23 protein-coding genes are annotated in these 23,989 nt (G+C 74.3%); 13 read left to right on the top strand and 10 right to left on the bottom strand.

The window, feature by feature from the left end; all coding sequences use genetic code 11:
* Positions 1 to 121 precede the first annotated feature (121 nt).
* Positions 122 to 871 (bottom strand): SDR family oxidoreductase, encoded by a 750-nt coding sequence (locus SM793_RS01195; protein WP_320436056.1) that lies wholly within the window; start codon positions 869 to 871, stop codon positions 122 to 124.
* A 526-nt stretch (positions 872 to 1,397) separates the two neighbouring features.
* Between SM793_RS01195 and SM793_RS01190 the strand changes: the two genes are divergently transcribed.
* Both SM793_RS01190 and SM793_RS01185 read left to right on the top strand, forming a co-directional pair.
* The gene (locus tag SM793_RS01190; RefSeq protein WP_320436055.1) at positions 1,398 to 2,558 is read left to right on the top strand and encodes an alpha/beta hydrolase; all 1,161 of its coding nucleotides are present in this window, start codon (positions 1,398 to 1,400) and stop codon (positions 2,556 to 2,558) included.
* Positions 2,559 to 2,904: 346 nt separating this feature from the next.
* A complete protein-coding gene (locus SM793_RS01185; protein WP_320436054.1) occupies positions 2,905 to 3,669 on the top strand; it encodes a hemerythrin domain-containing protein in 765 nt (254 codons plus the stop codon).
* A gap of 120 nt (positions 3,670 to 3,789) precedes the next feature.
* On the opposite strand, the gene SM793_RS01180 is transcribed toward SM793_RS01185, so the two are convergent.
* Positions 3,790 to 5,346: an FAD-dependent monooxygenase gene (locus tag SM793_RS01180; RefSeq protein ID WP_320436053.1), complete on the bottom strand. Its 1,557-nt coding sequence runs from the start codon at positions 5,344 to 5,346 to the stop codon at positions 3,790 to 3,792.
* Positions 5,347 to 5,505: 159 nt separating this feature from the next.
* On the opposite strand from SM793_RS01180, the gene SM793_RS01175 reads away from it, so the two are divergent.
* Together SM793_RS01175 and SM793_RS01170 are read left to right on the top strand one after the other, a co-directional pair.
* Complete coding sequence (locus SM793_RS01175) at positions 5,506 to 6,165, top strand: TetR/AcrR family transcriptional regulator C-terminal domain-containing protein (RefSeq protein WP_320436052.1); 660 nt, start codon at positions 5,506 to 5,508, stop codon at positions 6,163 to 6,165.
* Between the two features lie 141 nt (positions 6,166 to 6,306).
* Positions 6,307 to 6,759 carry a hypothetical protein gene (locus SM793_RS01170; protein WP_320436051.1) on the top strand — a complete coding sequence of 151 codons (453 nt, stop codon included), beginning with the start codon at positions 6,307 to 6,309 and terminating at the stop codon, positions 6,757 to 6,759.
* 58 nt (positions 6,760 to 6,817) lie between these two features.
* Here SM793_RS01170 and SM793_RS01165 read toward each other — a convergent pair whose 3' ends face one another.
* From SM793_RS01165 to SM793_RS01155, 3 genes are all read right to left on the bottom strand, one after another.
* Positions 6,818 to 7,420, bottom strand: coding sequence for a DUF6891 domain-containing protein (locus SM793_RS01165; protein ID WP_320436050.1), 603 nt, complete (start codon positions 7,418 to 7,420; stop codon positions 6,818 to 6,820).
* A 98-nt stretch (positions 7,421 to 7,518) separates the two neighbouring features.
* Positions 7,519 to 8,064: a DUF1707 and FHA domain-containing protein gene (locus SM793_RS01160; protein WP_320436049.1), complete on the bottom strand. Its 546-nt coding sequence runs from the start codon at positions 8,062 to 8,064 to the stop codon at positions 7,519 to 7,521.
* 90 nt (positions 8,065 to 8,154) lie between these two features.
* Positions 8,155 to 8,715, bottom strand: a complete 561-nt coding sequence (locus SM793_RS01155; protein ID WP_320436048.1) for a DUF1697 domain-containing protein — start codon at positions 8,713 to 8,715, stop codon at positions 8,155 to 8,157.
* Positions 8,716 to 8,816: 101 nt separating this feature from the next.
* Between SM793_RS01155 and SM793_RS01150 the strand changes: the two genes are divergently transcribed.
* On the top strand, positions 8,817 to 9,287 hold the full coding sequence (locus tag SM793_RS01150; protein ID WP_320436047.1) for a pyridoxamine 5'-phosphate oxidase family protein: 471 nt from the start codon (positions 8,817 to 8,819) through the stop codon (positions 9,285 to 9,287).
* 93 nt (positions 9,288 to 9,380) lie between these two features.
* On the opposite strand, the gene SM793_RS01145 is transcribed toward SM793_RS01150, so the two are convergent.
* Positions 9,381 to 9,737 carry an arsenate reductase family protein gene (locus SM793_RS01145; RefSeq protein WP_320436046.1) on the bottom strand — a complete coding sequence of 119 codons (357 nt, stop codon included), beginning with the start codon at positions 9,735 to 9,737 and terminating at the stop codon, positions 9,381 to 9,383.
* A 228-nt stretch (positions 9,738 to 9,965) separates the two neighbouring features.
* Here SM793_RS01145 and SM793_RS01140 point away from each other — a divergent pair, with 228 nt between their 5' ends.
* On the top strand, positions 9,966 to 11,153 hold the full coding sequence (locus SM793_RS01140) for a cytochrome P450 (RefSeq protein WP_320436045.1): 1,188 nt from the start codon (positions 9,966 to 9,968) through the stop codon (positions 11,151 to 11,153).
* Positions 11,154 to 11,305: 152 nt separating this feature from the next.
* On the opposite strand, the gene SM793_RS01135 is transcribed toward SM793_RS01140, so the two are convergent.
* On the bottom strand, positions 11,306 to 14,107 hold the full coding sequence (locus SM793_RS01135; protein ID WP_320436044.1) for an ATP-binding protein: 2,802 nt from the start codon (positions 14,105 to 14,107) through the stop codon (positions 11,306 to 11,308).
* A gap of 117 nt (positions 14,108 to 14,224) precedes the next feature.
* Between SM793_RS01135 and SM793_RS01130 the strand changes: the two genes are divergently transcribed.
* Both SM793_RS01130 and SM793_RS01125 read left to right on the top strand, forming a co-directional pair.
* Positions 14,225 to 14,689, top strand: a complete 465-nt coding sequence (locus tag SM793_RS01130; protein ID WP_320436043.1) for a pyridoxamine 5'-phosphate oxidase family protein — start codon at positions 14,225 to 14,227, stop codon at positions 14,687 to 14,689.
* Positions 14,690 to 14,760: 71 nt separating this feature from the next.
* A complete protein-coding gene (locus SM793_RS01125) occupies positions 14,761 to 15,234 on the top strand; it encodes a DUF1801 domain-containing protein (protein WP_320436042.1) in 474 nt (157 codons plus the stop codon).
* A 313-nt stretch (positions 15,235 to 15,547) separates the two neighbouring features.
* On the opposite strand, the gene SM793_RS01120 is transcribed toward SM793_RS01125, so the two are convergent.
* Entirely contained in the window at positions 15,548 to 15,895 is a 348-nt protein-coding gene (locus tag SM793_RS01120; RefSeq protein ID WP_320436041.1) for a hypothetical protein, read from the bottom strand.
* 1,266 nt (positions 15,896 to 17,161) lie between these two features.
* On the opposite strand from SM793_RS01120, the gene SM793_RS01115 reads away from it, so the two are divergent.
* Positions 17,162 to 17,443 carry a MerR family transcriptional regulator gene (locus tag SM793_RS01115; protein WP_320436075.1) on the top strand — a complete coding sequence of 94 codons (282 nt, stop codon included), beginning with the start codon at positions 17,162 to 17,164 and terminating at the stop codon, positions 17,441 to 17,443.
* Between the two features lie 104 nt (positions 17,444 to 17,547).
* Here SM793_RS01115 and SM793_RS01110 read toward each other — a convergent pair whose 3' ends face one another.
* Positions 17,548 to 18,006, bottom strand: coding sequence for a DUF6098 family protein (locus tag SM793_RS01110; RefSeq protein WP_320436040.1), 459 nt, complete (start codon positions 18,004 to 18,006; stop codon positions 17,548 to 17,550).
* A gap of 75 nt (positions 18,007 to 18,081) precedes the next feature.
* Complete coding sequence (locus tag SM793_RS01105) at positions 18,082 to 18,495, bottom strand: CBS domain-containing protein (RefSeq protein ID WP_320436039.1); 414 nt, start codon at positions 18,493 to 18,495, stop codon at positions 18,082 to 18,084.
* A gap of 386 nt (positions 18,496 to 18,881) precedes the next feature.
* Here SM793_RS01105 and SM793_RS01100 point away from each other — a divergent pair, with 386 nt between their 5' ends.
* The 4 genes from SM793_RS01100 to SM793_RS36315 all read left to right on the top strand — a co-directional run bounded on the left by SM793_RS01100 (position 18,882) and on the right by SM793_RS36315 (position 23,914).
* Positions 18,882 to 21,104, top strand: coding sequence for a catalase (locus tag SM793_RS01100; RefSeq protein WP_320436038.1), 2,223 nt, complete (start codon positions 18,882 to 18,884; stop codon positions 21,102 to 21,104).
* A gap of 402 nt (positions 21,105 to 21,506) precedes the next feature.
* A complete protein-coding gene (locus SM793_RS01095) occupies positions 21,507 to 22,814 on the top strand; it encodes a zinc-dependent alcohol dehydrogenase (protein WP_320436037.1) in 1,308 nt (435 codons plus the stop codon).
* 11 nt (positions 22,815 to 22,825) lie between these two features.
* Complete coding sequence (locus SM793_RS01090; protein ID WP_320436036.1) at positions 22,826 to 23,755, top strand: PfkB family carbohydrate kinase; 930 nt, start codon at positions 22,826 to 22,828, stop codon at positions 23,753 to 23,755.
* A 36-nt stretch (positions 23,756 to 23,791) separates the two neighbouring features.
* On the top strand, positions 23,792 to 23,914 hold the full coding sequence (locus tag SM793_RS36315; protein ID WP_413815848.1) for a DUF2795 domain-containing protein: 123 nt from the start codon (positions 23,792 to 23,794) through the stop codon (positions 23,912 to 23,914).
* Positions 23,915 to 23,989: the final 75 nt, after the last annotated feature.

Below are 23,989 nucleotides of genomic sequence, written 5' to 3'. Positions count from 1 at the left end.
GCCCGGTGCGACGGGCACCCTCCTGCGAGTGGGCCGGCGGCCTCGAACCCGTTCCGGCGCCGGCTCCTCGGCTCGGCCCGCGGCCGATCAGCCCCGGCTCCTCGGTTCGGACCGCGGCCGATCAGCCCCGGCCGACGTAGGGCATGGTGGTCGCCATCACGGTGGCGAACTGCACATTGGCCTCCAGCGGCAGTTCCGCCATGTGCCGCACCGTACGGGCCACATCGGCGACGTCCATGGTCGGCTCCACCGCGATCCGCCCGTCCGCCTGCCGGACGCCCAGGCTCATCGCGGCCGTCATGTCGGTGGCGGCGTTGCCGATGTCGATCTGCCCGCAGGCGATCCGGTACGGGCGGCCGTCCAGCGACAGCGACTTGGTCAGCCCGGTCACGGCGTGCTTGGTCGCGGTGTAGGCGACCGACCGCGGACGCGGCACATGCGCGGAGATCGAGCCGTTGTTGATGATCCGGCCGCCCTGCGGACGCTGCGCCCGCATCTGCCGGAACGCCGCGCGGGCGCACAGGAACGCGCCGGTCAGGTTGAGGTCCACCACGGCCCGCCACTCGGCGATGTCCAGCTCGTCCACCGCGGCCGGGGCGCCGAAGGTCCCGGCGTTGTTGAACAGCAGGTCCACCCGCCCGAAGCGCTCGACGGCCGCCGCGAACAGCGCGTCCACGGCCTCCGGATCGGTGACGTCGGTCGGTGCCACGGCGGCCTCGGCCCCGGCACCGCTCAGCCGGGCGGTCTCGCGCAGCGGCTCCGCGCGCCGTCCGGCGAGCACCAGCCGCCACCCCCCGGCGGCCAGTTCCCGCGCGACGGCCCGGCCGACGCCGCTCCCGGCCCCGGTGACAACGGCGATCTGTTCCAGCATGGCGGACTCCTCGGCTCACGGCGGCTGGCCCGATCGTTCCCGATCCCGGCTCCGGCGTCACTGGTACGAGCGTCCAAGGCCCGGGCGGCGCGCCGGCCGCTCGCTCGTTCGGGCGGTTCCGACGGTGTGCGGTTCCGACGGTGGGTGGGGGCGACCGGGCGTCAGGTGCGGGCGACCGGGCGGCCGGCGGCCGGGCGGCGGGCCCTGGCGCTGGTCCGGTGGGAGGGCTCCAATCCTGGTCCGGCGGATCCCCGCCGACCGGCGGGGGCACCACCCCGCCGGTCGGCAGGGCACAGCAGAGGCTTTACTCGATCGGGGACAAACATTGGATCGGCGCCGGTCGACGCGCAACCGGTCCGGGGCGGCCCACGTCATAAGATCGCAGGACGGCACGCCGCCGCGCAGGGCGGCGATCAGCCTCCCGGGGGTCCCGCAGACAGTCGCGCCCCGGGCCTGTCCGGCCCCACCCGGGGGCCATCGCCCGGCTCCGCGGAGCGGGCGCGACACCGGTCGGAGAGTTCTCACCGTGCAGCCGCAGTCCTCCCGTTTCCGCGCCGTGCTGACCGGTGCCACCGCCTTCACCCTGGCCGCCGCGCTCGCTGCCTGCGGTAGTACGGACGGCGGGGACAAGGGCGATTCGGCGAAGGCCGGCGCCGGCCGGGGCGCGGCGGCGGCCACCGGCTCCTCCTCCGCGTCCACCCCTTCCGCGTCCACCGCCTCCTCGGCGCCCGGTTCCTCGGCGCCTGGTGCCTCCGCTCCCGGTGCCTCCGGTTCCTCCGCCCCGGGCTCCCCGGCGGCCGGTTCGACCACGGCCACGGCGGCGCCCGTCCCGGCCGCCGGGTCCGGCAAGGTACTGATGCCCACCGGCCCGCAGGCCGCGTTCGGCAAGGCCAGGGACACCGCCGCCGGCCAGATCATGATGACCACCCTGACCGGTCCCAAGTCCGGGGTCTCCGGCAAGGTCTGGGTCTGGCTCCCCCCGGAGTACAACGACCCGAAGTACGCGAAGACCGGCTTCCCGGTGCTCACCCTGTACGCGGGCGGCCAGAGCGCCGGCTACAACACCTGGACCGACAACCAGTTGCCGATCCAGGAGGTCGACGCCGACCTCGCCAAGCAGGGCAAGGCCCACCCCTTCATCATGATCATGCCGGTGCAGAACCTCGACTCCAACGAGGCCAAGGCCCTGGAGTGCGCCGACATCCCGGGCCAGCCCAAGATCGGCACCTGGATGGCCGAGGACATCCCCGACTTCGTGCGCGCCAACTTCCGCACCGTGAAGGGCCGCGACGGCTGGGGCCTGATGGGCGCCTCCACCGGCGCGTTCTGCAGCGTGAAGCTGGCCCTGCAGCACCCGGACAAGTTCAAGGCCGCTGTCCCGATCGACGGCTACTTCAACCCCGACTCGCCGCTCTGGAAGGGCTACGAGACCGACCGCCAGGCCAACAGCCCCGACCTGCTGGTCGCCCAGGGCAAGGCCGACGTCCGGGTGCTGGCCACCGCCGGCGGCGCCAACGCGTACGAGATCAAACTGGTCAAGGCATGGGTCGCGAAGGCCGCTGCGCCGCTCACCGTCGAGTACTACGAGCAGCCCGGCGGGAAGCACCTGACCACCGACTTCAAGAAGATGATCCCGGACACCCTGCAGTGGCTCACCAAGAACCTCGCGGGGCCGCAGAGCGACTGAGGCACCCGGGTCACCGAGGCACCGGGTCATCGAGGCATCGGGTCGTCGGGGCGTCGGGTCATGAGCGGAGCGGAGCGGACCGGCCGATCGCATCGGCCGGTCCGCTCCACCGTTTCCGGCTTCCCGCGACCTCCGGCGGCTTTCCCGCAGCGCTCGTGACGGTCGCGGCGGAATGTTTCGCCGCGTTCGCCGCCGCGCCCACCGAAGCGGGTCGAACAGCCGCTGAGCTGCACGTCAATCGGACATTGATTCACCTCTGATGTCCTCTCACCACCCTGGTGGGAGTACCGGCCCACCGCTTCCGCCAGGGTCGCGCCAGCCCTGCCCGAGACGTGAAGAGAGTGCCATGCCCAGCCACCTGCTGCCCGTAGCGTCCCCGGTGTCCCCGGCCGTGCCCACCCAGGGCGGCCCCGTGCACGACCGCACCGCCGACGAGGAGCCGCAGGCCTTCCGCTTCGCCGGCCTGCGGCTGGTGCACTCCGCCCTCCGTCGCGACCTCGCCAGACTCCCCAACGCCCTCCGGCTGCTGCAGCCCGGCGAGGACGAGAAGGGCGCCGCGCTGCTGCGGCACTGGACCTTCGTCACCGCCGTGCTGTCCTGCCACCACGAGCAGCAGGACACCCGGATCTGGCCGATCGTCCGCCGGTTCGCGCCCGAGCTGCGGCTGCTGCTGAACTGGTTGGAGTCGGACCACCACAACCTCGACCACTCGTTCACCCGGGTCACCACCCTGGTCCGGATCGCCAGCCGGGACACCGGCTCGGTGTGGCCGGTGGCCTACGCGATCGAGGACCTCGCCGCCCGGCTGGAGACCCATCTGCGGGTCGAGGAACGCCAGCTGCTGCCGCGGATGGAGATGGTCTTCACGGAGGGCTCGCGGGTGGGCAGTCTGCCCGAGCTGCTCGACGTGATGCACTCGGCCGACGGCCCGGGCACGCCGGACGCGCTCGCCTGGCTGCTGGACGGTGTCGAGCCGGCGCTGGTCGAGCGGCTGCTCGCCGACTGCGACGACCTGGTGGCCCGGCACTGGCCGCACTGGCAGGCCACCTACCAGCGGTGCACGGCACCGCTGTGGGGCCCGCCCGAGGCCTGGGACGCGGCCGGGGAGTGAGCCCCGGGGTTTTTGCGGCGCTTCGGTCTACGCGCGTGGCAGGTGCCGGGGGCGTATGCCACCGGGCACCGTCGTACGGCCGTCGGCCGGTCGTCGTACGGCCGTACTGCGTGGTGGGGTTCAGTGCAGGCCGAAGCGGCCCAGGTAGCCCGGCAGGTCGGCGGGGTCGTGGGTGGCCAGGCCCAAGTAGCCGTCCGGCCGGACGACGAACAGGCCCGGTCCGTACACCCGCTCCGTGACGCCGCCGTCGATCCGGTGCCCGTGCACCCCGGTGGGCAGCTCGGGCAGGGCGCGGCCGACCGCGAGCACGGTGACGTGCGGGCCGCGGAACAGCTCGAAGAGCCGCCGCGCCGACCGCCCGGTCTCGCCGTTCGCCGTGCCGCCCGCCGTACCGTCCAGCGGCGCGTCCGGGGCCCGCTCCCCGGCCCGCAGCGCGTCCTCGGCCAGACCGGGGCGCGCCTCGACGGTCAACGGGCCGTCCTCGTAGCCGAGTCCGAGCTGTTCGGTGCGCGGGCCTCGCCGCAGTCCGCCGGCCCGGACCTCGCCCGCTCGGTGCAGCCGGGTGGAGACCTCCAGCACGTCGGCGGCGATCGGCAGCCGTTCCTCCTCGTAGCTGTCCAGCAGGGCCTCGTCGGCGCCGTGCCGGAGCACCTGGCCGAGCTTCCAGCCCAGGTTGTAGGCGTCCTGGATGCTGGTGTTGAGGCCCTGGCCGCCGGCCGGGGAGTGGAGGTGCGCGGCGTCGCCGGCCAGGAAGACCCGGCCCTCCCGGAACCGCTCGGCGAGCGCCGTGCGCGGCCGGAAGCCGGAGGCCCAGTGCACCCGGCCGAGCGCCGACTCCGGCAGGTGGGTGCGGGCCGCGACGGTCCGTCGCACGCCCTCCGGCGAGGTGTCGGGCTCCGCCGGGCCGGGGCCGCCCTCCGTCCCGCCTTCCGTGCCTCCCTCGGTGCCTCCCTCTGTGCCGAACTGGGCGAACAGCTGGAACGCGGTGGTGCTCGGTAGCGGGCAGAGCAGGAGCGGGCCGCCGGGCGCCTTCGGCCAGACGTGCCAGTTCCCGCGGTCCAGGCCGTCGATCTCCAGATCGGCGACCAGAGCCGGGCGCGGGTCGATCTGCTCGCCCGCCATCGGGATGCCCACCGCCCGGCGGACGGTGGAGCGGCCGCCGTCGGCGGCGACCAGGTAGCGGGCGGAGACGGCCCGCTCGGCTCCGTCGGGGCCGGTCAGCCGGGCCTCGACCCGGTCCGGGTACTGGTCGAGGCCGCTCAGCGCGGTGCCGAGGACGACCTCGCCGCCGAGTTCGCGCAGCCGCTCGTGCAGCAGTTCCTGGGTGCGCCACTGCGGGAGCATCCAGACCGAGGGAAACGGCACGGTCGGGTCCGGGGCGGCCGGTCCGGGGCCCCCGACGAGGTCCCACTCGCCCTGCCGCTCGCCGTCCTCCCAGCTCAGCATCCGGGGGTAGGGCCGACCGGCGGCATGGACGGCGGCGAGCAGGCCGAGGTCCTCGAAGACCTCCTGGGTCCGGGGCTGGAGGCCCTTGCCGCGCGAGCCGGGGAACAGTGCCCCGGCCTGCTCGACCAGCAGCGCGGAGACTCCGCGCCGGGCCAGGTCGCAGGCGAGGGTCAGACCGGTCGGGCCGGCGCCGACGATGAGGACCTCGGTCCGGGTCAGGGCACGCGTCATCGCACATTCTCCTTAACGTTGTTAAGTGGCTGACGTCCGGAAGCATGGGCTTAACGGTGTTAAATTGTCAATGCCGCACGGCCGCACCGCACGGCCGCATCGGGTGGCCCGGTCGCCCGCGAAGGCGGCGGCCGGCCGCCACGGAAGGAAGGGCGCGACATGCCGCCGAAGCTGGACCGCGCCCAGGTGGTCGACGCCGCCCTGCGCCTGCTCGACGAGACCGGGCTGGAGGGGCTCACCCTGCGCCGGATCGCCACCGAGCTGGACGTCAAGGCACCCGCGCTGTACTGGCACTTCGCCAACAAGCAGGCACTGCTGGACGAGATGGCCACCGAGATGCTCCGCCGGATGTACGCCGGGCCGGTCGCCGCCCCGTGGGGCTGGCAGGAGGCGATCACCACCACCTGCCGCACCCTGCGCACCGCGCTGCTCGGCTACCGGGACGGCGCCAAGGTCTTCAGCGGCACCCGGCTCACCGACTACGGGCACGCCGAGGGGCAGGAGGCCCTGCTCGCCGCGTTCCGCCGGGCCGGGTTCGAACTCGCCGACGCCGTCCTGGCCTTCACCACCGCGTACGCGTTCACCACCGGCTTCGTGATCGAGGAGCAGGCCGTCCATCCGCTGCCGGGGGAGCGGGTCCCCGACTACGACCCGGACCGGCGGGCCGCCGCCATCGATCCCGGGCACCCGCTCGCCGCGGCCGCGAGCCGGGAGCTCTTCGGGGATTTCGAGCGGCGCTTCGAGCGCGGTCTGGCGATCGTCGTGGCCGGCATCGAGGTCTCGCTCCGCCCGGAGCCCTCGCCCCGGGATCCACGCTGACCAGCAACTCCCTTTCTCACCTAGGGGATTCACCCCGCATGACGTCCGGGTGGCGGCGGCCCGGAGGGTGGGGGAAGGGCCAGGGGCCGGGTACCGCCGACGGCCGATGGCCGGCCGGCGGCGCCGCCTACCGTCGGAAGCATGACGAGAGCACCCGCGAACCCGCCCCCGGAGCACCGCCCCGCACTCCGCTCCACCGACCCGCTCGCCCGCCGACGCGCCGACCTGCCCGCCGGCCGCCGCCGGAGGCCGGCCGTCCGCTCGGCCGCCCTCACGGCCGGCGCCGTGCTGCTGCTCGGCGCCGGCCTCACCGCCTGCAAGGGCGGCGTCTCGCTCTGCCTCGACGACAACAGCTGCGATGTCGCCGTCCACACCGAGAAGGCGGACGGCACCCACACCGTGGAGGTCTTCGGCGGCGACAAGGCCCTCACCCTCACCGTGGGCCGGATCACCGACACCACGGCCGAGGTCAAGCTCGGCGAGGACACCAGGACCCTCACCGAGGACGTCGAGACCACCGTCGGCTCCGCGAAGATCACCCTGCGCCACGCCAGTGCGCACGAGCACACCGCCGAACTGCACGTCGTCCGCTGACCGCGCGCGGTCCTGGTCGACCCCGGCCGGCCCCGCTCGACCCCGCCGCGGAGTGCCGCTACTCCGGCAGGCGGTTGAGCCAGGTGATCGGCGCGACCGCGATCGCCGTCTCCGGCTCGCCGTCCCACTCCGCGGGCAGCCCGGCCGCCGTCAGCGCCGCCACCACCGCGCGCCCGACCTCGGCCGTCCGCCGCACGGCGGCCTCCGTCGACTCGCCGTCCACCTGGAACCCGCCGTACCGGAGCATCAACCCGCCACCGTCGGCGGCCCGTTCGGTGTCCTGCTGGTGGAAGAACACGAAGCCCCGCGAATCCTCCTCGGCCTCGCCACCGATCTCGGTGTATCCGCAACTCGCGCAACAGGTGAAGTCCATCGCGGCGACGATGCCCAGCTCCTCCAGGGCGTCGAAGGCAGCCTCCAGCCGGTCGACGTCGGTCGTCTCCGGCCAGGAGGCCTGCTCCGCCAACCGCGCCCGCCACAGCGGAGCGACGATCCGCTCCGCCTCCTCCATCGTCAGTCCCTGGTCGTCGAGGACCTCGACCAGGGACTCGGCTATCTCGTCCGGCTCCTGGAAGCCGCACCGGATCAGTTCGCGGGCCCGCTCCTCGGCGTCCCGCAGTACCTCGTCGGCAAGGGTGCTCTGTACGGTGTCCTGGTCCATACCCGCATCCAAGCACCACCCTCCGACAACGGCCGGGGCGTGCGGCCCGGTGCTACCGACCCCTGCCGACGCCGTCCCGGGCCGGGGGCGGCAGGAGGTCAGCCGGTGGCGAGGCGGAACTCCAGGTTGCCGAAGCGCACCTGGTCGCCGGGGCGGACCCGGATGCCGCCGACGATCCGGTACCCGTTCACATGGGTGCCGTTGGTCGAGCCCAGGTCGTACAGCACCCAGCCGTCGCCCTCCCGGCGCAGCTCGGCGTGGTGCCGTGAGACCGACGCGTCGTTCAGCCGCAGCCCCGATCCGGGGAACCGGCCGATCGTCAACTGGCCGCCCCCGGCGTGGGGGAGGCTCAGCCCGGGCAGTCGCTCGGCGCGCCAGGCCCCGCCCAGGCGCACGCCGAAGGCGGAGACCCGGCCCACCGCGCGCAGCACGAACCGTCCGACCGGGTTCCCGCCCGGCAGGTCGGCCATCACGGCCTTCAGTTCGGCGCGGCTGCTCGCATGGAGGACGAGGTCCAGCCGGCCCAGAAAGGTGTCGTGCGACAGCCGGCCGTTCCCGGCGCCCTCCCGCAACGCGTCGAGGACCTGCTCCCGCTCGGCCTCGGACGGCCGGACCACCTGTGTCCGGTTCTCACGCGACATCATGGACCGATTCTCGGTCGCCCCCGCCGACCTGTCCAGGTCCGCCGGGCCGCCGGTCCGCCCGACTCCGGGTCCGCAGGCGGCCGGTGCGGCTCAGGTCTTCCGCGCGGCCGCCACGATCTTGACCGTGGTGTGCAGGAACCGCGAGGTCACCGACCCCCGGTAGGACTTTCCGAAGAGATTGCCGGTGGTGACCCATTTCCCGTCCTTCAGGTGCACCACGACGAACGCGGTGCCGGGATCGGCGCCGAGCACCTCGTAGTCGCCCTTGGGCGAGGTGTAGGGGAGCGGGAAGTCGGCGGGCAGCGGCTCGGAGAGGAAGTTCAGCGTGAGTCGGACCTCCGGCGTCACCTCGACCTCCGCGAACGGTTCGGCGTCCAGCACCGCCTGGACCTCGTCCACCGTGCGCAGCAGCACCGGCACCGGGTAGCCCAGCCGCTCGGCCAGGTGCCGCTCGATCCGCCCGGTCAGCGCGGCCCGGGCCGCCGCGTCGGTGGCCTCGGCGGTGAAGAACACATTGCCGGTCTGGATGTAGGAGCCGACGCGCTCCAGGCCCAGCTCGGCGAAGAGCGCGCGCAGCCGCTCCATCCGCACCGTCCGGCCGCCCACGTTCACGGCGCGCAGGAAGGCGATGTAGGTGGTCGTAGTGGTCACCCGGCCAGTGTGGCACCGGGCACCGACACCGCGCGGCGGCGTGCGGCGGCGTCCGCGTGCTCGGCCCGGCGATCGTCAGTGGCCGGTGCCACACTGACGGCATGGCTACCTGGCAGGATTTCGAGCAGGAGGCGCCGGACCTGGCCCCGGCCGTGCGGGCCCGTTTCGAGGCGAACAAGCACCATGTCCTGGCGACGCTGCGCAGTGACGGTTCGCCCCGGGTGAGCGGTACCGAGGTGGGCTTCTTCGGGGCGGACGTCCTGCTCGGCTCGATGCGCGACGCGATGAAGGTGCGGGACCTCCGCCGCGACGCCCGCTTCGCGCTGCACAGCAACCCGAGCGACGAGACGCTGGCCGGCGGCGACTCCAAGCTCTTCGGCCGGGCCGTGGAGCTCACGGACGAGGCGGACCGCGCCGCCTACGAGGCCGAGCTCCCGGAGCCGCCGCCCGGCCCGTACGACGCCTTCCGGCTGGAGCTGGAGCAGGTCGTGCACACCACCGTCGAGGGGGACGCGGTGCGGATCAGCTCCTGGCGGCCGGGCGAGCCGGTGCGGCGCTTCGAGCGTCGCTGACACCCGGCGGCCGGTACCGCTCGGCCGGTACTGCTCAGCCGGTCCCGCTCGGCCGGTCCCGGCCGCTGTCCGGTCGGCTGCCGTCGGCCCTCCCTATGGCAGGACGGACCTGACGGCCTCCGGCGTGCGCGCCACCACCGCGTGCCCGTCGTCCGCGGTGATGATCGGGCGCTGGATCAGGATCGGGTGCTCGGCCATCGCCGCGAGCCAGCTTGCCCGGTCGTCGGCCTCCCGGCCCCACTTCTTCATGCCCAGGTCCTTGGCCACCGGCTCGTCGGTCCGGGCGATGTCCCACGGCTCCAGGCCCAGCCGCACCAGCACCTGCTCCAGCTCGGCGACGCTCGGCGGGTCCTCCAGGTAGCGCCGCACGGTGAACTCGGCGCCGGCGCCGGTCAGTGCGTTCAGTGCGCTGCGGCACTTCCCGCAGCGCGGGTTGATCCAGATCTCCATCCCACTACCCTACCGACCGGGGCCGGTCCGGCCCCACCCCCGCGCCGCCCCGCCCGGCCCGCCGCCCACCGCTCCGCCCGGCCCACGTCCGCGCCCGCCCGTCGTGCCCACCCGCGCCCGCCGCCCTTACCGGGAACTCCCGTCCGTCCACCGACAGTTGTCCGTATCGGAGTTGGATCTACGGGAGGGGAACCCCGCATGGACGGTGCGTCGATCATCGAGCGTCTCATGACCACGGAGGGTCGCTTCGACCCCTACTCGCTCTACGCGCGGGCGCACGAGCTCGGGGCCGCCACCCCGGCGGGCCCCGCGGCGGTCCTCGTGGTCGGGCACGCCGCCGCCAACCAGGTGCTGCGCAACCCCGCCTTCGCCGTGGAGGACACCAGGACCCTCACCGCCGACAACGCGGACCTGCTCGTCCACCCCTCCGTCGTGCTGCTCGGCCACTCGGTCCTCCAACGCAACGCCCCCGACCACGGCCGGGTCCGCTCGCTCCTCGCCTCGGCCTTCAACGCCCGCCGGGTCGCGGCCCTGCGCCCGGCCATCGGGACGACGGTCGCCCGGCTGCTCGACGAACTGGACGACCGGGGCGCCGACGGCTCGCCCGTCGACTTCATGGACGCCTTCGCCTTCCGCCTCCCGGTCGAGGTGATCTGCGAACTGCTCGGCGTCCCCGCCGCCGACCGCCACCGCTTCCGGGGCCTCGCCTCGGACCTCACCATCGCCCTGGAGCTCGTCCAGGACCTCGGCGAACTGGCCGCCGCCGACGCCGCCGCGGCGGAACTGGACTCCTACTTCACGGAGCTGGTCGCCGAGCGGCTGGCCAGGCCGACCGGCGACCTGGTCAGCGACCTGGCCCGGATCGCCGCCGACTCCCCGGACCGGATCTCCGGCGAGGAGCTGCTGGGCAACCTCGTCCTCCTCCTGGTCGCCGGCTTCGAGACCACCACCAACCTCCTCGGCAACGGCCTCACCCTGCTCTTCCGCCACCCCGGCGCCGCCGAGGGCCTGCGCACCGGCGGGCTCGACCCCTCGCTGTTCACGGACGAGGTGCTGCGCTACGACTCCCCGGTCCAGCTCACCTCCCGGATCTCCACCGCCGCCGACCTCACGGTGGCCGACCTGCCCACGCCCGCCGGCACCGTGGTGCTGGTGATGCTGGGCGCCGCCAATCGCGACCCCGCCCGCTACACCCGTCCGGACCGGTTCGACCCGACCCGCACCGACAGCCAGCCGCTCAGCTTCGGCGGCGGATCGCACTTCTGCCTGGGCAGCCAACTCGCCCGCCTGGAGGCGGACATCGCCGTCCCCGCGCTGCTGGACCGCTTCCCCCGGCTGGCCCCCGCCGGTATTCCGGCCCGCCGTGACCGCCTCGTCCTCCGCGGCTACGAATCCCTTCCCGTAGCCACCCGCTGAGCCGACACCCCTCAGCCGCCCCGCCCCCCCGTTCACGCCCCGCTTCCTCAGCCGCCCCCGGCCGCGTTCACGCCCCGCTTCCTCAGCCGCCCCCGGCCGCGTTCACGCCCCGCTTCCTCAGCCGCCCCCGGCCGCGTTCACGCCCCGCTTCCTCAGCCGCCCCCGGCCGCGTCGGCGAGCCGGAGGCTGCGGGCGGACTGGTAGCGGCAGCCGGCCGCCGCGAAGGCGGCGGCCGTGGCCCGCACCCGGGCCGGGTCGCCGTCCAGGAGCGCCTGCGCCCGGTCGAGTTGGGCCGTGGCGACGGGATTGCCCGCGACCGTGGCACGGGCCGCGGCGAGCCGCTCGCGCGCCTCCGGGTGACCGCTCAGCACCGCGGCCTCGACCCGCGCCGCCGCGTACCAGTGCAGCCAGACCCAGGACACCCACTTCCACACCTCCTCCGGCGCGGGCGAGAGCCGCTCCAGCGCGGCCCCCGCCTCCCCCCGGTGGAGCAGCACCGTGGCGTCGAACACCGCGCCGTAGCCGTGGCGGTGCTCCTCCTCGGTGCCCGCCCGGCCGACGACGGCCAGCCAGGAGGCCCGGGCCCCGTCGTCACCGCGCAGCCCGTGGACCATGGCGACCGCCGCGGCCGCCGGGCCGAGCGAGAACGAACGCGGCCGCCCGCCCTGCTCCCAGGCCTCGAGGAACCGCGCCCCGCCCGCGAGCACGCCCTCCTCCCGCCCGGCGAACGCGTCCGCGACCAGCAGCCAGGACACGGCGTGGTGCCCCAGCTCGGCGGTCAGCGGATGCTCGGCGAGCTGCCGCCCCCACTGCCGCGCCCGGTCCAGCTCGCCGACGCCGATCGCGGTCGCGGCGGCCATCGCGAGCGCGTCCGCCTGTTCGTGCGCGGTGGCCGGGGTTCGCGGCGCCAGGGCCAGCAGCTCGACCCGGCGGCGGGCGGCCCCGGCGGCCGCGAACGGCTCTCCGGCCCAGCTGTGCGCACCCGAGAGGGCGTCCAGGGCGGCGGACTCGGCCACCGGGTCACCCGTGCGCCGGGCCAGGCCGACGGCCCGCTCGGCGTATCCGACCGTCTCCCGCGCCGTGTTGTCCGGGCTGCCCTGGACGGAGCCGTAGGCGTCCGCGAGCACGGCCGCCTCGGCGAGGGCGAGGGCGGCCGAGGCCGCCGGGGAGCCGTCGGACAGTTCACCTGCCCGCGCCAGCAGCGCGGTCACCTCCTCGGCGGCGGGAAGGCGCGCGAACGTGCTGGAGAAGCGGTGGGCGACGGTGGCGGCGGCCGCCAGGTCGCGGGCGGCCCCGGCCGGGTCCCCGGCGTCGAGCGAGGCCGCCGCGGCAGCCCGGTGGAGGCGGTACATGTCGTCGCCGAGGCGCCGGCACCCCGCCACCCGGGCGGCCTCCCGCAGCGCGGCGGCGCCGTCGGCGGGGGAGTGGTCGGCGAGGGCGGCGGCCTGTTCGAGGCACTGCTGGGCCTCGCCGAGCAGATGGCGGTCGAAGGCCGGACCGGCCAGGCCGAGGGCGAGGCGGCGGGCGTCGGGCCGCCGTTCGGGGCGGTCGGTGGCCCAGGCCAGCGCGGTCCGCAGCTCCTCGGCCAGCGCGTCGAACCGGGCCTGCCAACTGCCCGCCCGCACCTGCCGTTCCTCGTCCGCCGTCCGCGCGAGCGCGTCCACGCCGCTCAGGCACCAGTCGAGGTGGCGCCCCCGTGTCTGCGCCGACTCCCCGGCCCCGTCGAGCCGTTCGGCGCCGTACTGCCGGATCGTCTCCTGCGCCCGGTAGCGGGTGCCGTGCGCCGACGGGACGGCGCTGAGCAGGCTCTGCTCGGCGAGCCGGCCGAGCACGTCGGGAACGGCGTCCGCGTCCAGCGGGGCGAAGCCCGCCACCGCGACCGCCGCCCCGGCCGTGAACGGCAGCACGAACACCGACACCCGCCGCAGCAGCGCCCGGTCGGCGGGCTCCAGCAGTTCGTGGCTCCAGTCCAGGACCGCCCGCACCGAGCGGTGCCGGTCGTCCGCGCGCGGGCCGCCCGCCAGGATCCGCAACTGGTCCGACAGGCCCGCCCGGAGCCCGTCCAGCCCGAGCGCGGGCCACCGGGCGGCCGCCAGCTCGATCGCCAGCGCCATCCCGTCGAGCCGCTCGCAGACGGCCGCGATGCCGTCCCGGAGCGCCGGGTCCGGGGCCGCCCCGGCCGCCGCGGTGGCCCGTTCGACGAACAGCGCGACCGCCTCCGACGCGCCGCCCCCGTCACCGTCCCCGCCTTCGCCCCCGCCCCCGTCCCGGGACAACGGCGGTACGGGGAAGACCCGCTCGAAGGGCACCAGCAGCCGGGCCCGGCTCGTCGCCAGCACCCGTACCTCCGGACAGGCCGACAACAGCCGCTCCAGAAAGGGTGCGACACCCTCCCTGACCTGCTCGCAGTTGTCCAGCACCAGGAGCGCCCGGCGAGCAGCCAGGGCGGCGCACACCGCTTCGTCGAGACCCCGCCCGGGCTGCTCGCCGACCCCCAGGACGGCCGCGACGGCCGCCGCCACCCGGTCCGGACCGGTGACCGGGGCCAGGTCGACGAACCACACGCCGTCGGCGAACCCGCCGGCCGCCCCGGCGGCCACCGCCAGCGCCAGCCTGGTCTTGCCCACTCCGCCGGGCCCGACCGCCGTCACCTGCCGGTGGTCCGCCAACAGGGTCGCCAGCGCGGCACGTTCACGCTTCCGCCCCACGAACGACGTCAGCGGCGCCGGCAGCGCGGGGGCAGGTCGGGGCCGCTCGGCACGGGCGAGTTCGACCGCCTGCCGGCAGAGCGCCCGCCGGTCCGGCAGGGCCAACTTGCGCAGCAACGACGAGGTGTGGGACTCGACCGTGCGCACGGAGATGAACAGCCGAGAGGCGATCTCGGCATTGCTGAGGTGTTCGCCGAGCAGCGCGAGCACATCGGCTTCGCGGGGCGAGATCGCAGGAGTCGGCACCGCGTCATTATGCGGGGCGACTCCGTGGTCCGTTCCGTGGTCACCACGGATGCGGCTCCCACCCCGTCCGAGCGAGGCTGTGACCAACGCCGCCGACGAGCACAGGAGTGAGAGACCATGGCCGGACCGCGCCCCTTCGCCGAGCGCCGCCACGACATCGAACGGCGCCTCGCCGAGGACGTCGACGTCTGGGTGGCCACGGCCTCGCCGGACGGCGTGCCCCACCTCGTCCCGCTCTCCTTCGACCGGGACGGCGGAGCGCTGCTGCTCGCCACCCCGGTCGGCAGCCCGACCGGCCGCAACCTCGCCGCCGCCGGCACCGTCCGGCTGGCGCTCGGCCACACCCGGGACGTCTGCATGATCGAGGGCGAGGTCGAGGCCCTCGGCATCGACGCCCTCCCGGACGAGCGGGGGGACCGCTTCGCCGCCCGCACCGGCTTCGACCCGCGAGCCTCGGCCGTCCGGTACGGCTGGTTCCTGGTCACGCCCCGCCGTATCCAGGCCTGGCGCGAGGAGAACGAGCTGGCCGGCCGCGAGCTGATGCGCGACGGCCGCTGGCTCGACGAACCGGTCAGTTCTTGAGAAGCCGCCCCCGGCGCTGTCGCGCCACGATGGAACCGTCCCGCACCACCAGCCCCACAGAGGAGCCCGCCATGACCACCGCCGCGAAGACCACGACCGCGAAGACCGCCGCGCAGAGCTTCGACGGCTTCACCGAGGACGAGCGCGCGGCCATGAAGGAGCACGCCAAGGAGCTCAAGGCCGCCGGCCGCCGCAACCCGCGCACCGCCAAGGCGGACGCCGAGCAGGAGGTGCTCGCCAAGATCGCCGAGATGGAGCCGGCCGACCGCGCCCTCGCCGAACGCGTCCACGCCCTCGTCCGGGCCGCCGCCCCCGCCCTCACCCCCAAGCTCTGGTACGGCATGCCCGCCTACGCCAAGGACGGCAAGGTCCTCTGCTTCTTCCAGTGCGCCCAGAAGTTCAAGTCCCGCTACGCGACGCTCGGCTTCAGCGACGTGGCCACCCTCGACGACGACACCATGTGGCCCACCACCTTCGCCCTCACCGCCCTCACCCCCGCCACCGAGGCCCGCATCACCACCCTCCTCACCGCCGCCACCGCCTGACCCCCCCACGCCGACACCCCACGGCCCCTGACCGGGCTGCGGGGTCGGCGAAGAGCAGGGGCCGGAGTATGTTCAGCAGGCTGTCGGCGGGATCGAGACAGCCGCCCTGCCCGGCCCGGGCCGCACGTCATGCGGCATGCCGGCGCCGTCCACCCCTCGATCCGAGCCCGGTGCGAGGGCTCATTGCGCGGCGCCCCTCGCGTGGTGAGCGCCGTTCTCGATGTCGTCGGCGTGGACGATGGCGTCCGGGACGGGCTTCTCAACGGAACCGGACTCGCCCAGGACCTCCCGCCGTCACCTCGAGCTGCCGAGGTCAGTGGTCACGGCCATCGGCCCCCGGGGTGCCCGGCATGTTGAAGGTCAGGTTGGCGGAGATCACCAGATCGGGAGCGCACTCCGCCAGTTGCGGCCACGGCATGGTGCGGCAGCCCAGCGAGCGGAGCAGGTCGAGGACGCCGTCGTTGAAGGCCGATGTCGGGTCGTAAGCGAAGACCACGGTGATCCGGGCGTCGTCGTGGAGTATCTCGGGGACCACGTCCAGGACACGCACGAGCGAGGTGACTGTCCGCGCGGCGACGGCCACGGTCCGTTCGCCTTCGAAGGTCCGCCAGCGGTCGGCATCCGCCCCCACGGGGACGTGAATGCGCTCATCGGGATCCATCGTCCACCTCCGCTTGACCGCAGGATCCCCGAGGGCCGCTCAGGCGGCTCGCGGCTCGCGGCTCGCGGCTCGCGGCTCGCGGCTCGCGGCTCGCGGCTCGCGGCTCGCGGCTCGCGGCTCGCGGCATTGTCCTTACCGCCGAGTGGCGCGTAGAGCAACCGTTTCACCTTCCTGCTTCCAGAGGCGAGACACGCCGGGCCGTGATCGGGCTCCAATCGGGTGCCCAGCCTAGCCTGCCCGGGAAAACGCACTGGTCAGGAGCGTGAAGCAGCTACTCGACACGGAACCGGACGTCCAGAGCCCGGGCCCTTCCCGCTGTCACTCTTCTGCGCGTCGCCGCTGGTCATGCGCGGTGTGCGCCGGGCCGCGCGGGGGCCGAAGACTATGTCTTCCCCGGACACCGAAAAATCTGTGCTGGCCGGAGTAGACATTGCTGCGAGGCGTGGCTAGTGTTTCTCTCGTAAGCAAGCAGTCGGCAGGTCCCGCCAGACATGAACTGGCGGGAGCAGTACGAGAAGTTCGCAGGTCGGCACGGTTGTGGGGTTCTGAAGCCAGGGTTGTGCAGGACGGCGACAGGACTGGCGGCCGGGCCGGGCGGCCCGCAGTGATCAGGGGCCGCCGATCATCCGCAGTCACCAGTGGTTGAAGTACGCAGGTTCTCAGCAAAGGCGCCGGACTGCGGGCGCGCGTGCTGGGAGGTCCGGGCAGTGGGGTTCCAAGCCGAGCGGTCGAGCGGGACGGGCGACGGGGCTGGCTGTCGGACCAGGAGGTGGGCCGGTACGGCCACCGAGGCAGGACGAGCGGTACCCGTGTTGAACCAGGCAGTACGCAGTACCGGCATCACCAGCAGTACCAGCAGTGGCAGTACAGAAGTTGCAGCAGTCCGCAGGAATGACGCAGAGGAAACGGAGGGCGCAAGCGCCATCAGGATCGCCCGGCCCGTGAGGCAGCAGTTTTCGTCCGGGCGGACACCGCAGACCCCTGAGAGTACGAAGGACGGTGGTTTCCGGTCACGCATACGCGATCCCCGCACACCCCCTCGACGGGGCGGGTGCGGAACTAAAAGGACCGGCCTTGGGCCGGTAGATGGTGTTGTCCCCCCTTCGGGGCCCCGGAGCCGTAACGGCGCCGGGGCCCCTTGACGCGTTCTCCGAGCAGGTAAGAGAACAGGTAAGAGAAAGAGGTGCAGTGACAACGGCAACCGATCGGCCCCACACCCCCGACACCGTCAGCTCCTTCGACGACGACGACTACCCGGCCTACACGATGGGCCGCGCGGCCGAGATGACCGGCACCACGGCCGGCTTCCTGCGCGCCCTCGGCGAGCAGGGCGTCATCACCCCTCTGCGGTCCGAAGGCGGCCACCGCCGCTTCTCCCGCTACCAACTACGGATCGCGATGCGCGCCCGGGACCTGGTCGACCAGGGCACCCCCATCGAAGCGGCGTGCCGGATCATCATTCTCGAAGACCAACTCGAAGAAGCCCTGCGCATCAACGAGCAGCTCCGCCGCCCCGCCGGCCGTCCGCCGAAGGACGCCGGCACCTGACGTGACGGCCCCCGGTCGGCAACCCCCGGTCGGCGGTGAGCCCCACCGTCGACCGGCCGGTTGCGCGCCGCTGTCGTGCCGCCCACCGGGGACGGCGTCCGGGCTCACTGGTCGGCAGTGCGGCGCAGGGGTCCCCAGCGGCCGGGTTGGTGGGTGATCTCGTGCTGCGCCTCGGTGATGACGTCCTCGCTCACCCGGGCCAGCGGACGGGCCCCGGTGAGGAGGGGCTCGTTGTCCGGTCCCCGGGCGGTCTCGGTACCGGTGAGGATCCAGGGCTGGACGTCGGGGGCCTTCTCGCGCCGCAGGTGGCAGTAGTCGTACAGGCGGCGGGCCGCCCACAGCCGCAGGGGGCGGTCCTGCCACCAGTCCTCGACGGACAGGGGGGTGACGGACAGCCCCGGCAGGGTCTGGTGCGTCAGGTCGTCCTGGCTGCCGGTTCCGTCGGCGAGGTCGGCCTCGGGGTCGCGGGACCAGCGCAGGTACAGCCGCTCGCCCCCGTGGGTCCGCAGGAAGTCGGCGAGGGCGTCCAGGCTGGTGATGTCGGGATGGGGGAAGTGCGTCATGGGGCGGGAGTGCTTCCGTGCGGGGTCCGCCCCCGGCCGGGCACCACGGCGCCCGGCCGGGGCGGCGGCGGCCGGTCAGGCGGAGATGGCCTCCAGCACGTCGCCGACCTTGGCGTCGGGCAGTGCGCGGGCGACGTCGGCGAGAGCGACGATGCCGACCAGGCGGTGACCGTCGATGACGGGCAGGCGCCGCACCTGGTGCGAAGCCATGGTCCGCAGGATCTCGTTCGCCTCGTCGTCGGCGCCGATGGTGACGACCTCGCCCTGCGCGAACTCGCCGGCCTTCGACTGCCCGGGGTCCTTGCCGGCGCCGAGGACCTTCACCACGATGTCGCGGTCGGTCAGGACTCCCTTGAGCCGGTCGTCGGTGCCGCAGATCGGCAGCGCGCCCACCCCGAGCCGGGTCATCTTCCGCGCGGCGTCCAGGACGGACTCCTGTTCGCCGACGCACTCGGCGCCCTCGGTCATGATCTCGCGTGCGGTCGTCATCTCGCTCCTCCTGTCGGTTCGGGTGGTCCCCCGCACGAGGCGGCTGCCCAGGTACCGACCCGCCATGCCTCCTGCGTCCGGGCAGCCCGTGGCGCAACCCGGACAGCCGTCCCCGCATAGCGACCCGCCCGGGGCGCCCCAAAGCTGGAGGGACGCCCGGCCGCCTCCGCGCTCGGGAGCGGGACGGCCGACTCGGGAATGCGGTGCCCGTTCGTGGGCAGACGGTGCTCGGCCGGCCGTTCGACCGCCGGCCGGGCGTCGCGCCGCAGACGGTCGGCGGCCGCGAGGTGTGCCCGGACCCCGTCTGCTCAGCCGCGGGCGGGCGTCCGTTTGTGTCCGAAGGAACGACGGGCGGGTCCAGTCCCGTCCAGAAGGTGGTGAGTATCGTGAGCAAGTCGGTTTCCGAGGGGAAGGGCCAGGACCGGCGGCAGGTCCCTGGAGCGCCCGGGGTGGAGCCTCCGACGGTGGCGGAGCCGACCGAGCCCCGGGCCCCGTTGCCACCCAAGCCCGACCAGGAGCAGCCGGCCTCCGTCTCCGCCACGGGGCGGACCGGCGCACCGGCGGACGCGCGCACCCAGAGCGGCGGCTATCTGACGACGGCCCAGGGCCGGCGGCAGCCGGACAGCGACCACTCGCTGAAGGCGGGCCCGCGCGGGCCGGTGCTGCTGCAGGACCACCACCTGCGGGAGAAGATCACCCACTTCGACCACGAGCGGATCCCCGAGCGGGTCGTGCACGCCCGCGGCGCCGCCGCCCACGGGGTCTTCCGGGCCTACGGTACGGCGGGCGCGGTCTGCAAGGCGGCGTTCCTCGCCGAAGGGGTGGAGACCCCGGTGTTCGTCCGCTTCTCCACCGTGCTCGGCTCGCGCGGCTCCGCCGACACCGTGCGCGACACCCGCGGCTTCGCGACGAAGTTCTACACCGGCGAGGGCGTCTTCGACCTGGTCGGCAACAACATCCCGGTGTTCTTCATCCAGGACGCCATCAAGTTCCCCGACGTCATCCACGCCGGCAAGCCCCACCCGGACCGGGAGATCCCGCAGGCCCAGTCCGCCCACGACACCTTCTGGGACTTCGTCTCCCTGCACACCGAGGCCACCCACCACACCATCTGGAACATGTCCGACCGCGGCATCCCCCGCTCCTACCGGACGATGGAGGGCTTCGGCGTCCACACCTTCCGCCTGGTCAACGCCGAGGGCGCCGCCAGCCTGGTGAAGTTCCACTGGAAGCCCAAGGCCGGCGTGCACTCCCTGGTGTGGGAGGAGGCCCAGCTGATCAACGGCATGGACCCCGACTTCCACCGCCGCGACCTCGCCGACGCGATCGAGGCCGGCGCCTTCCCGCAGTGGGAACTCGGCGTCCAGGTGTTCCCCGACACCGAGGAGCAGACGTTCGAGGGCATCGACCTGCTCGATCCCACCAAGCTCGTCCCCGAGGAGCTCGCGCCCGTCCAGCCGCTCGGGCTGATGACCCTGACCGCCAACCCCACCAACTTCTTCGCCGAGACCGAGCAGGTCGCCTTCCACCCGGGCCACCTGGTGCCGGGCATCGACGTCACCGACGACCCGCTGCTCGCCGGACGCCTGTTCTCCTACCTCGACACCCAGATCACCCGCCTGGGCGGACCCAACTTCGCGCAGATCCCGGTCAACCGCACCCACGCGCCCGTCAACGACATGCTCCGCGACGGCTTCCACCAGGACGCCGTGCACACCGGTGTCGCACCGTACAAGCCGAACTCGCTGGACGGCGGGTGCCCGTTCTTCGCCGAGGCGGCCGAGCACGGCTACGTCGAGTACCCCGCGCCGGTCGCCGCGGCCCCGAAGGTCCGCGAGGCACCGGCGTCCTTCGACGACCACTTCGGCCAGCCCCGCCTGTTCTGGCTCAGCCTCACCCCGGTGGAGCAGCAGCACGTCATCGCCGCTTACACCTTCGAGCTGTCCAAGGTCTACGAGCAGGCGATCAAGGAACGCACCCTCCAGGTCCTCGCCAACGTCGACCCCACCCTCTGCTCCGAGGTCGCCCGGGGGCTCGGCCTGCCCGCGCCCGAGGCGGTCACCGCCCTGGCGGAGCCTGCGCCGAGTGCGGCCCTGTCGCAGCTGGGTGCGGTCTGGCCGGTCCAGGGGCGGGTGACCGGCATCATCGCCGCCCCGGACAGCGATCTCGACGCTGTCCGGCAGGCGCGTGACGGCATCCGTGCGGCAGGCATGACGGCCCTGCTCGTCGCCCCCACCGGAGCACCCCTGGCCGACGACCTCCCCGTGCAGCGCACCTTCGCCGCCGCCCGGTCGGTGGAGTTCGACGCCCTCGTCGTCATCGGCGCCCCCGCGCCGGGGGCCGACGACCTGGGCGCGCGGGACGCGAAGTCCCACCCCTTCGTGGGGGCGGTCGACTCCCGAGTCTCGCTGCTGGTCAACGAGGCCTACCGGCACGCCAAGCCCATCGCCGGACTGGCGGACGCCCAGCCTGTCTGGACCTCCGCCGCCATCGACAGCCAGGCGCCGGGCCTCGTCCTCGCGGACAGCCCCGCGGACCTGGTCGACCGGTTGGCGGACCTCCTCGCCGCCCACCGCGTCTGGGACCGCTTCCCCGTGCCTGCGAACTAGCCCCGGCCGGCGCGTGCCCGGACCACGGGGGCGGCCCCGCGGTCCGGGCACGCGCCTTGTTCGCACGGCACGACCCGACCCGACCCGACATGACCCGGCTCGGCCGGGGCGCCCGGTGGTTCGGCGTTTCGCCGGTAGACGCGGCGGGCAGGCGCAGCGCGGACCGTGGCTCGCCGGGCGGTCGCCGAGACGTTCCGCGGGCCGACCGCTTCCCGGCCGAGGCCGCCGGACGGCGCTCGGCCCGCCCTTCACCGTCGCGACGGCACCGGGTTCGCGCCTTCCACCGAGCCGGTCGTCGTCCGGACGCCGGTCCCGGTGGGCGGTCGACCCCCGACGCGCCCACGGGCCACCGACCGCGGAAGAGCGGAAGAGAAGACGCGGAAGAGGAGAGGAGACGAGGACATGAAGGCCGTTGTGTGGCGTGGGGTGGGGGACATCGGACTGGAGGACGTGCCCGAGCCGGGGATCCGGGACCCGCACGACGCGATCGTGCGGATCACCACGTCCGCGATCTGCGGAACAGACCTGCACTTCGTCCGCGGCACCATGCCCGGCCTGCGGGCGGGCCGGGTGCTGGGCCACGAGGCGGTGGGCGTCGTCGAGGAGGTCGGCGCGGGGGTGCGCAACCTGCGTCCGGGCGACCGGGTCGTCGTCCCTTCCACCGTGGCGTGCGGCACCTGCAGCTACTGCCGGGCCGGCTACTACGCGCAGTGCGACCGGGCCAACCCCGGCGGCCCGCTGGCCGGGACGGTGTTCTTCGGCGGTCCCGAGGCCGCCGGGGGGCTGGACGGCCTGCAAGCGGAGTACGCGCGGGTGCCCTACGCGCACGTCGGCCTCGTGCCGCTGCCCGACACGGTCGACGACGGACAGGCGATCCTGCTGTCCGACATCTACCCCACCGCGTGGTTCGGGGCGGAACTCGCCGAGGTCGGTACCGGTGACACGGTGGCGGTCTTCGGCGCGGGCCCGGTCGGCCAGGCCGCGGTCGCCTGCGCCCGACTCCAGGGGGCGGGCCGGATCCTGGTGGTGGACGGTGTCGCCGACCGCTTGGAGCTGGCCCGCCGGCAGCACGCGGAGACGGTCGACTTCAACGCGGAGGACCCGGTGGAGGCGATCCGGGAACTGACCGGCGGCATCGGCGTCGACCGGGTGATCGACGCCGTCGGCGTGGACGCGCAACGGCCCGCGCACGGCCCGGCCGCCCCGGACGCCGAAGAGCGCGAGCGGTTCGACCGGGAGCGGGACGAAGCGGCGCCGGAGAGCGATCCGCACGGGCGGACCTGGGTGCCCGGCGACGCTCCCACCCAGGCCGCACGCTGGGCCGTGCAGGCCGTCGCCAAGGCGGGGACGATCGGCACGGTCGGGGTCTATCCGCCGCAGGTGGAGCACTACCCGTTCGGCGAGGCCTTCATGAAGAACCTCACGCTGAAGACCGGCAACTGCCACCACCGCCGCTACCTCCCGAACCTGGTGTCCCTGGTCGCCACCGGCGCCCTGGACCCGACGCCGCTGACCACCCGCTGGCCGGACGTGCAGGACGTGGTCGACGCGTACGAGTCCTTCGACCGCCGTGAGAGCGGCTGGACCAAGGTCTCCCTGGGCCTCGGTGGCCCCGGCTCGGTGGCCCCCGGCCTGGGCGAGAACGCGGGCACCGGCACCGCCACCACCGCCGGCACCGCCGCCACCGCCGCCAGCGGCCAGGCGGGTTGAGGACGGCCGAGGTGGACGGGCATGCCGACGCGTCCTGCGTCGTGGTGGTCGGGCAGATCGGCCGGGACCTGGTGCTCCGGACGGACGGTCTGCCGCAGGCCGGCGGGTCGGCCGAGGTCCGGCGACGGTGGGAGGGCCTCGGCGGCAAGGGCGCCAACCAGGCCGTCGGACTCGCGCAGTCGGGCGTGCCGGTGCATCTGGTCGGCGTGGTGGGCGAGGACGACGCGGGCGCCGAGGTGCTGCGGCAGGCGGCCCGGGACGGGATCGACACCACCGCGGTCACGCGGCGCGGACGGACCGCCCTGCTGCTCGACCTCGTGGACGCGCCGGGCAGCCGCCGCCTGCTGGAGGACGTCCCGGACGAGAGCCTGGTGACCGTGGCCGACCTCGAACGTGCCCGCCCGGCCCTCGAGCACGCCGGCACCGTCTCCCTCCAGCTCCAGCAGCCCCCGGCCACCCTGCTGGCCGCCGCCCGCCTCGCCCGGCGGCACGGCGCGCGCGTGGTCGCCGACGGCGCCCCCGATCCGGCCGCCCGCGCCGAACTGCTGGGCCTGGTCGACGTGTTGCGCGCCGACGCGGCCGAAGCGGAGATCCTCGCGGACGGACCCGTCACCTCGGTACGCGACGCCCGCGCGCTGGCACGCCGACTGCTCACCGCCGGCCCCGCCCTGGTGGCCCTCGCGGTACCCGACGAGGGCGACCTCCTCGTGTGGCCGGAAGGCGACCTGCTGCTCCCGCTGGCGGACGTGCCGGTGGTCGACCCCACCGGGGCCGGCGACGCATTCGTCGCGGGCCTGGTCACCGGCCTGCGCGGCGGCGTCGACGCGGTGGCGGCCGGCCGACTGGCCGCGGCCGCGGCCGCGGCGACCGTCCAGCGCCTCGGCGGCCGCCCGGACCTGTCCGCGCCCGCAGACCTGTCCGGCCTGCCCAGCAGCTCCTGAGCCGCCCGCCCGCCCGGCCCCGGACCCAAGGACGCGCTGGTCCGGACGGCCCGTGACAACGGTGCGGAAGACGACGTGATCGAGCGCCTGTCCTCGCTGAAGGAGAAGACCTTCGACGGACCCAACGACGTCAGCAAAGCCGCCTTCCACGAGACCTGAGGACCCGGCCCCCGCCCCGCCCGAGACCGTCCGGAACCGCCCGAGGCCGTCCGGACCCGCCCGAGGCCGAGGTGA

It is taken from the genome of Kitasatospora purpeofusca, assembly GCF_034043715.1.
Classification (GTDB): Bacteria; Actinomycetota; Actinomycetes; order Streptomycetales; family Streptomycetaceae; genus Kitasatospora; species Kitasatospora purpeofusca_A.
This window is presented reverse-complemented; position numbering and strand designations above follow the sequence as displayed.

Bases quoted from the DNA above. Each gene is read 5' to 3' on its own strand.
- SM793_RS01195 (WP_320436056.1), bottom strand. From the start codon at position 871: ATGCTGGAACAGATCGCCGTTGTCACCGGGGCCGGGAGCGGCGTCGGC.
- SM793_RS01185 (WP_320436054.1), top strand. From the start codon at position 2,905: ATGCCCAGCCACCTGCTGCCCGTAGCGTCCCCGGTGTCCCCGGCCGTG.
- SM793_RS01180 (WP_320436053.1), bottom strand. From the start codon at position 5,346: ATGACGCGTGCCCTGACCCGGACCGAGGTCCTCATCGTCGGCGCCGGC.
- SM793_RS01175 (WP_320436052.1), top strand. From the start codon at position 5,506: ATGCCGCCGAAGCTGGACCGCGCCCAGGTGGTCGACGCCGCCCTGCGC.
- SM793_RS01170 (WP_320436051.1), top strand. From the start codon at position 6,307: ATGACGAGAGCACCCGCGAACCCGCCCCCGGAGCACCGCCCCGCACTC.
- SM793_RS01165 (WP_320436050.1), bottom strand. From the start codon at position 7,420: ATGGACCAGGACACCGTACAGAGCACCCTTGCCGACGAGGTACTGCGG.
- SM793_RS01160 (WP_320436049.1), bottom strand. From the start codon at position 8,064: ATGATGTCGCGTGAGAACCGGACACAGGTGGTCCGGCCGTCCGAGGCC.
- SM793_RS01150 (WP_320436047.1), top strand. From the start codon at position 8,817: ATGGCTACCTGGCAGGATTTCGAGCAGGAGGCGCCGGACCTGGCCCCG.
- SM793_RS01145 (WP_320436046.1), bottom strand. From the start codon at position 9,737: ATGGAGATCTGGATCAACCCGCGCTGCGGGAAGTGCCGCAGCGCACTG.
- SM793_RS01140 (WP_320436045.1), top strand. From the start codon at position 9,966: ATGACCACGGAGGGTCGCTTCGACCCCTACTCGCTCTACGCGCGGGCG.
- SM793_RS01130 (WP_320436043.1), top strand. From the start codon at position 14,225: ATGGCCGGACCGCGCCCCTTCGCCGAGCGCCGCCACGACATCGAACGG.
- SM793_RS01125 (WP_320436042.1), top strand. From the start codon at position 14,761: ATGACCACCGCCGCGAAGACCACGACCGCGAAGACCGCCGCGCAGAGC.
- SM793_RS01120 (WP_320436041.1), bottom strand. From the start codon at position 15,895: ATGGATCCCGATGAGCGCATTCACGTCCCCGTGGGGGCGGATGCCGAC.
- SM793_RS01115 (WP_320436075.1), top strand. From the start codon at position 17,162: ATGGGCCGCGCGGCCGAGATGACCGGCACCACGGCCGGCTTCCTGCGC.
- SM793_RS01110 (WP_320436040.1), bottom strand. From the start codon at position 18,006: ATGACGCACTTCCCCCATCCCGACATCACCAGCCTGGACGCCCTCGCC.
- SM793_RS01105 (WP_320436039.1), bottom strand. From the start codon at position 18,495: ATGACGACCGCACGCGAGATCATGACCGAGGGCGCCGAGTGCGTCGGC.
- SM793_RS01095 (WP_320436037.1), top strand. From the start codon at position 21,507: ATGAAGGCCGTTGTGTGGCGTGGGGTGGGGGACATCGGACTGGAGGAC.